The organism is Streptomyces milbemycinicus, from assembly GCF_002154605.1.
Classification (GTDB): Bacteria; Actinomycetota; Actinomycetes; order Streptomycetales; family Streptomycetaceae; genus Streptomyces; species Streptomyces milbemycinicus.
On the sequence record NZ_MUNE01000139.1, the window covers coordinates 1 to 5,816 of the forward strand.

Annotated in this window: 4 protein-coding genes; all 4 read left to right on the top strand. The window is 73.9% G+C overall.

Features of this window, described 5'->3' with window-relative positions; translation table 11 throughout:
* Nucleotides 1-1,778, top strand: a 1,778-nt coding sequence (locus CCN51_RS12975; protein WP_143675791.1) for a type I polyketide synthase, incomplete at its 5' end; no start/stop codon positions are given.
* A 51-nt stretch (nucleotides 1,779-1,829) separates the two neighbouring features.
* Nucleotides 1,830-3,278: a polyprenol phosphomannose-dependent alpha 1,6 mannosyltransferase MptB gene (mptB, locus tag CCN51_RS12980; protein ID WP_238545278.1), complete on the top strand. Its 1,449-nt coding sequence runs from the start codon at nucleotides 1,830-1,832 to the stop codon at nucleotides 3,276-3,278.
* Nucleotides 3,275-4,546 (top strand): glycosyltransferase 87 family protein, encoded by a 1,272-nt coding sequence (locus CCN51_RS12985; protein ID WP_014173627.1) that lies wholly within the window; start codon nucleotides 3,275-3,277, stop codon nucleotides 4,544-4,546. The genes mptB and CCN51_RS12985 overlap by 4 nt, the downstream gene beginning before the upstream one ends.
* A gap of 46 nt (nucleotides 4,547-4,592) precedes the next feature.
* On the top strand, nucleotides 4,593-5,567 hold the full coding sequence (locus CCN51_RS12990) for a lysylphosphatidylglycerol synthase transmembrane domain-containing protein (protein WP_014173626.1): 975 nt from the start codon (nucleotides 4,593-4,595) through the stop codon (nucleotides 5,565-5,567).
* Nucleotides 5,568-5,816 lie beyond the last annotated feature (249 nt).

The following is a 5,816-nucleotide window of genomic DNA, read 5'->3' on the forward strand; positions in this document are numbered from 1 at the left end:
TGCCCATCGCGTTCCTCACCGCTTGGTACGCCCTGCGGCATGTCGCCCGGCTGGCCCCGGGGGAGCGGGTGCTGATCCACTCGGCGACGGGCGGAACCGGGCTGGCCGCCATCGCGGTGGCGCGGCTGCTGGGCGCGGAGGTGCTGGCCACCGCGGGCAGTGAGGACAAGCGGCGGTTTCTGCGCGGCATGGGCATCGCGCATGTCATGGACTCGCGCTCGCTGGACTTCTGCGCGCAGGCCCGGGCGGCGACCGGCGGGGAGGGGGTGGACGTCGTCCTCAACTCACTGGCCGGCGCCGCGATCCGGGCCGGGCTCGAAGCGCTGCGGCCGTTCGGCCGGTTCGTCGAGCTGGGCGTGCGCGACATCCTCTCCGACGCCCCGCTGGGGCTGGCGCCGCTGCGCCACAACATCACGCTGAGCACTGTGGACCTCGGCGAACTGCAGCGCGACCGCCTGGCGGTGTTCGGCGCGGCGCTGCGCGAGGTGGTCGCGGAGTTGGCGGAAGGGCGGCTGGCGCCCCTGCGGTGTACGGCGTTTCCGCTGTCGGCGGCCTCCGACGCGTTTCGGCTGATGGCGGGTGCGGGCCATATCGGCAAGTTGGTGCTGACCGTGCCGGAACGGGGCGAAACCGGCGCCGTGCTGCCCGACGGGCCGCGGCCGGTGCGCGAGGGCGGGGCCTATGTGATCACCGGCGGTCTGCGCGGTCTGGGGCTGGCCACCGCGCGCTGGCTGGCGGCCCGGCACGCGGGACACCTCGTACTCAACGGCCGTACCGCCCCCACAGCCGCCACCGCGCGGGAGCTCAATGAACTGTCGGCCACCGGGACCCGGATCACCGTGGTGCTCGGCGATATCGCCCGGCCGGGCACGGCCGAGCGCCTGGTGGCCGCCGCCACCGCGGACGGGACGCCGCTGCGCGGGGTGGTGCACAGCGCCATGGCGCTCGACGACGCGGCGGTGACCAACATCCGCGACGACCAGCTGCGGCGGGTGTGGGCGCCCAAGGCCACCGGTGCGTGGCGGCTGCACGAGGCCACCGCGGGGCAGCCGCTGGACTGGTTCGCGGTGTTCTCCTCGATGGCCTCGCTGCTGGGCAACCCCGGCCAGGGCGCGTACGCCGCCGCGAATGCCTGGCTGGACGGGTTCGCGGCCTGGCGCTCCGCGCGCGGGCTGCCCACCCTCGCGGTCGACTGGGGCCCGTGGGGCGAGACCGGCGTCGCCACTGGCTTCGCCGACCGCGGTTACGAGACCATCCCCACCGACCGGGGCCTACGAGCGCTGGGCGCCCTGCTGGCGCACGGCCGGGTGCAGACCGGGGTGATCCCCGGTGAGCCGGGCACCTGGATTCCGGCGGCCGGGCGGCAGTCGGCGCTCTTCGGCCCGCTGCTCCCCGACGACGCCGACGGCACCGGGGGCGCACAGAGCGTAAACAACGCAAGCGGCGGCGACGACATCCGCGCGCGGCTGGCCACGCTCCCCGCGGGCCTGGCCCGCCGCGCGGCCCTGGAGGCGTACTTGGGCGACCACATCCGTACGGTCCTCCGCCTCAGCGGCTCCACGCTGGACCCGCAGACCTCTCTGAAGGCCCTCGGCTTCGACTCCCTCCTGGCCATGGAGTTGCGCGTGCGGCTCGAATCCGGCCTGGGCGTGAAGCTCGCCGCCAACTTCGTCTGGCAGCACCCGACGGTGGCGGAGCTCGCCGTCGGGCTCGCCGAGCACATGGGGCTGGACATCGCCGGGGGTACGCCAGGCGGTCGACACCTGGCCGCCGACTGACGGTGACCGCAGCGTCGACTTTCGGACACACGGCGGGCCAATTCTGGTCAGGTGCTGGTCCGTCGTGTGTTCCTTCGCCGTGTTGCCCTCGTCGTCCATCCGCACCAGTGTGCGCTGCTCGGGCTCGCGGGCTCGTTGGCGCTGGCGGCGGGGGGAAAAACCGCCGGCGCGCTGCCCGTGGCGGACGTCCTGGTCCCCGATTCCGGCGGCGCCGCGCTCGGCCTGGTCAGTACGTACTTCGGCCTTGTACTGCTGGTCGGGGCCTGGCTGTTGCTGGGCCGCGCGGTACCCGGCCCCCGGCCGCCGAGCCCGCGCGACCTGCTGCTGACCCTCGCCGTCTGGGCCGCTCCGCTGCTGGCCGCGCCCCCGTTGTTCAGCCGGGACGTCTACAGCTATCTCGCCCAGGGCGCCATGGTCGACGCGCGCATCGATGTGTACGTACACGGCCCGGCCCGGCTCGGTGGGCCGCTGGCCGCCGAGGTGGCGCCCCTGTGGCAGCACACCCCCGCCCCCTACGGCCCGGTGTCCCTGGCCTTCGAGACGGCGGTGGTGGGCGCCTCCCGTACCGAGGTGTCCGCCGGGGTGTTCGGTATGCGGCTGGTCGCGCTGGTCGGCGTGGCGCTGATGATCCTCGCCCTCCTCGCGCTCGCACGCCGCTGCGGCACCGATCCGGCCGCCGCCCTGTGGCTGGGGGCGCTCAATCCGCTGTTGCTGATCCACCTGGTCGGCGGGGCGCACAACGACGCTGTGATGATCGGGCTGCTCGGCGCCGGGCTGGTGGCCGCGACCGGCCGGTGGCCCGCGTGCGGCGCCGTGCTGGTCACGTTGGCCGCCCTGGTCAAGGCGCCCGCCGCGCTCGGGCTGCTGGCCGTCGCCGCGCTCTGGGCGGGCCTGCTGACAGGGAGATGGCGGCGTACCCGGGCCGCGCTGGCCACCGGCGCCCTGGCGCTGGGCACCACGGGCGCGGCCACGGCCGTCGCCGGCACCGGCTATGGCTGGATCACCGCCCTGACCACCCCGGTCTCCCCGGACAACTGGGCGCTGACCAGCGCCCTCGGCCGGGCCACCGGCGCCGCCCTGGACGCCCTCGGCAGCGGTCTGGCGCCGCTGGCCACCCCGGCCTGGCATGCGCTCGGCCTGCTGGCGACGGCCGTCACCGTCGCGGTCGTCTGGCTGCGCGCCTCCCGCTCCCGCCCCGTCTACGCGCTGGGGCTGAGCCTGGTGGCGGTGGCGGCGCTCGGCCCCGCGATCCGCCCCTGGTATCTGCTGTGGGGGCTGTTCCTCATCGCCGCGGCAGCGCCGAGCGGACCGGTGCGCCGCGCGGTCGCCGCCGCGAGCGGGGTGCTGGCCCTGGCCGTACTGCCCAGCGGATTCGCGCCGGACCGGCAGCAGTTGACCCTCGCCGTATGCGGCGGAGCGCTGGCGCTGCTCACGCTGTGGTGCGTCAAACGGGCCCCGAGACTCGCCGCAGGCGACCGCTGGACGGAGCACGCGGCATGACGGGGCCCACCACCACACGCGGCCGACTGCTGCTGACGCTCGGGCTGACCGGGGCCGTGGCGCTCTTCCTGGCCACCGTGCCGCTCCACCGCGACTGGTTCGACCTGAGCGTCTACTACGGCACCGTCGACCACTGGCTGCACGACGGGGGCCGCATGTACGACTACACGGTGCCCGGTGCGGACGGCACCGCCTACGGCTTCACCTACCCGCCGTTCGCGGCCCTGTGCATGCTGCCGATGGCCCTGGTGAGCTGGTCGGGCGCGATCACCATCTGCATGCTGCTCAACCTGGCAGCCTCGGCGGTCGTGCTGTACTGGCTGACCGGTCCCCTCGTACGCCGCCACGCCCGGCACCGATGGTTCGCCTTCGCCGTGGCGGCCTGCCTGTTCGCCCTGCTGGAGCCGGTCCGGGACACCTTCAGCTTCGGCCAGGTCAACCTGGTCCTGCTGGCGCTCGTACTCTTCGACGCCTGGCTGCTGTCCACCGGCCGGGGCAAGTACGCGGGGTTCGCCATCGGCATCGCCGCCGCGATCAAGCTCACACCGGCGATCTTCATCTGCTATCTGGCCGTCACCGGGCGCCGGCGCGCCGCCGGGACGGCCGCGGGCACCGCGGCGGCCGCGACCCTGCTGGCCGCCTGGGTGGCGCCGACCGCGTCGCGGGACTACTGGACCGAGGACCTGTGGGACACCGACCGCATCGGGGTCGCCGCGTATGTCTCCAACCAGTCGTGGCGCGGCGTGCTGGCCCGGCTCACCGACCCCGTCCCGCCGAGCGGCGCGATCTGGGCGCTGGGGGCGCTCGCCGTCATGGCCCTGTGGGCCCATCGTGTACGGCGCGCGGCCGCCGCGGGGGACGAGGCGGCCGGGTTCGCGCTGACCGGCGTCGCCGCCTGCCTGGTCAGCCCGATCACCTGGGTGCACCACCTGGTCTGGCTGATCCCGGCGCTGACCGTGCTGGTCGACACCGGGCTGCGGTCGGGCACACCGCCCGCGCGCCGCCGCCGGCTGCTGTCCACGGCGTCCGCGGTGTATGTGATCCTGTGCAGCAGCGTGGTGTGGCTGTGGCGCTTCCACCCCACCGGCGTGGACGGCTTCCTGGGGAGCAACGCCTACGTATGGATCTGCCTCGGCCTGCTGCTCGCCCTCCCGGTGCGCGAGCCGGATGTCCCCGTGCGCGAGCCGGACGTCGCCTTTTCGCCACCGCCGCGCCGACCGGATGTCGATCCGAGTACGCCCCAACGTCTCCCACGGTGGACACCCTGACCACACCGCCCCGGTCTCTCCGCCCCCCGAGCACCTGTGAGCGCATATGCCCGCGACGATGATGCCCGAGCGGCAGAGCCTCCCCGCCCGCCGGCGGCTTCCGCTGCGCCAGATCCTGTGCCTGCTGCCGATCGCCGTCGTCGCCGTATGGGTGATCGGGCACTGGTCGCTCATCGGCTCCGGCGCCCGTCAGCTCCTTGACGCCAACCCCTACTGGCTGCTCGCCGCGGTCGCCACGACCGGTCTCGGCTGGGTCGCCGTGTCCTTCGCCCGGCAGGGCACCGTCCTGGAACGGCTGCCTCCGGGGCGGCTGTTCGCCACCCAGTTCGCCGCGGGGGCGGCCAACCACCTTCTGCCGTCGGGGATCGGCGCGAGCGCGGTCAACATCCGCTTCATGACCGGCTGCGGCCTCCCCGCCGCCCGCTCCTCGGCCGCGCTCGCTCTGTACTTCCTCGCGGAGGCCACCGCCCGCATCGGGCTGCTGCTGGTCCTGCTGGTCGCCTTCCCCGAAGCGCTCAGGATCGGGCCGCTGCTCCCGGACCGGATTGGCGCGGCGCTGCCGTTGACGGTCGGGGCGGCGGTCTGCGCCCTGGTGGTCGCGGTTCTGGCGATCCGTCCGGTGCGCCGGATCGTCCGCAGCTTCCTGGTCACCGCCCTCACCGACGCCCGCTCGCTGCACGCCCGGCCGTCCAGGGCGCTTGCCCTGTGGGGCGGTTCGGTGGCCTTTCCCGTGCTGCAGGCGGCCGGACTCGCCGCGGTCGCCGTCGCGGTGGAGCTGGACGTGCCGCCCGGGCATGTCGTGCTCGCCTATCTGGCCGCAACGTGTCTGGCCGCGGTCATCCCCTCGCCCGGGGGCATCGGCTCCGTGGACGCCGCGCTGGTCATCGCGCTCGTCGCGACCGGGGCCCCGGCGGACGCCGCCACCTCCGCGGTGCTCGCCTACCGCTTCATCACGGTGTGGCTCCCGTTGATCCCCGGAGCGCTGGTGTTGGGAACCCTGGTGCGCTGGAAGATCGTCTAAGCGACCGCAGCCCCCGTAGCCCCTGCGGCGCCGTCCCCTGATGCTTCGTACGTTGCTTCTTGCCGCTCAAAAGGTGAACACAGCAAATACGAAGGATTAATTCCGGAAGTCGGCCCATCGTTCAGTAAATTCCCCGGACCGCGGGGCAACCAATCAAGGATTCGCGGGGTCAAACAGGCCGAGTGAGCGCGCCGCGCATTCCACTGGGGGGAGTTGTGCGACGTCCATTCGAGCTGCCCGCGTACGCGG

What these genes read in the sequence shown, in the direction of transcription:
- CCN51_RS12985 (WP_014173627.1), top strand. Translation starts at nt 3,275, where the DNA reads ATGACGGGGCCCACCACCACACGCGGCCGACTGCTGCTGACGCTCGGG.
- CCN51_RS12990 (WP_014173626.1), top strand. Translation starts at nt 4,593, where the DNA reads ATGCCCGCGACGATGATGCCCGAGCGGCAGAGCCTCCCCGCCCGCCGG.